A 640-nucleotide genomic window follows, 5' to 3' on the forward strand; every position below is an offset into this window, starting at 1 on the left:
GTTTGTTTAGCCAGTAGAACCTTCGGGTTCTTCTTTGACTTCGTGAAACTAAAACCGAGAAACGTTCTGTTCCAAGGGCGATCATACTTCGACTTCTCGTAGTTGACCTTTAGCTTCAGTTTATTTTCAATGAAGCTTGAGATATTTCCCATTGCACGTTTGGCGGCTTTTCGTGTCTTCACAAAGATAGTACTGTCATCCGCATACCTTACGAATCGAAGATTGCGTTTCTCTAGTTCTTTATCTAAATCGTCTAACATGATATTAGATAATAAAGGACTTAACGGACCTCCTTGCGGAGTTCCCTCCTCACTTTTATGAAAAAGTCCGCCTATCATAATGCCTGCTTGAAGGAATTTACGAATCAGTTTAAGAACTCGTTTATCTTCAATTTTCCGCTCTAACATTCCCATGAGCTTGTCATGATTCACTTTATCGAAGAACTTCTCCAAATCCATATCCACTACCCATGTATAACCTTCGGTTATATAGGACTTTGCCTTTCGAACCGCCTGGTGCCCTTGTTTGTTAGGGCGAAATCCATAGCTATTCTCTGAAAAGGTTGAGTCATATATCTTGGTCAATATTTGGGCAATGGCTTGTTGAATGAAACGGTCTAGAACGGTTGGAATACCCAAAA

Annotated in this window: 1 protein-coding gene; it reads right to left on the reverse strand. The window is 40.3% G+C overall.

Annotation, left to right across the window (positions count from 1 at the left end; translation table 11 throughout):
• A partial coding sequence (locus SB773_RS29890; RefSeq protein ID WP_410593810.1) for a reverse transcriptase domain-containing protein occupies nucleotides 1-640 on the reverse strand: 640 nt, incomplete at both ends.

Source organism: Bacillus sp. SIMBA_074, from assembly GCF_046534555.1.
Classification (GTDB): Bacteria; Bacillota; Bacilli; order Bacillales; family Bacillaceae_G; genus Bacillus_A; species Bacillus_A mycoides.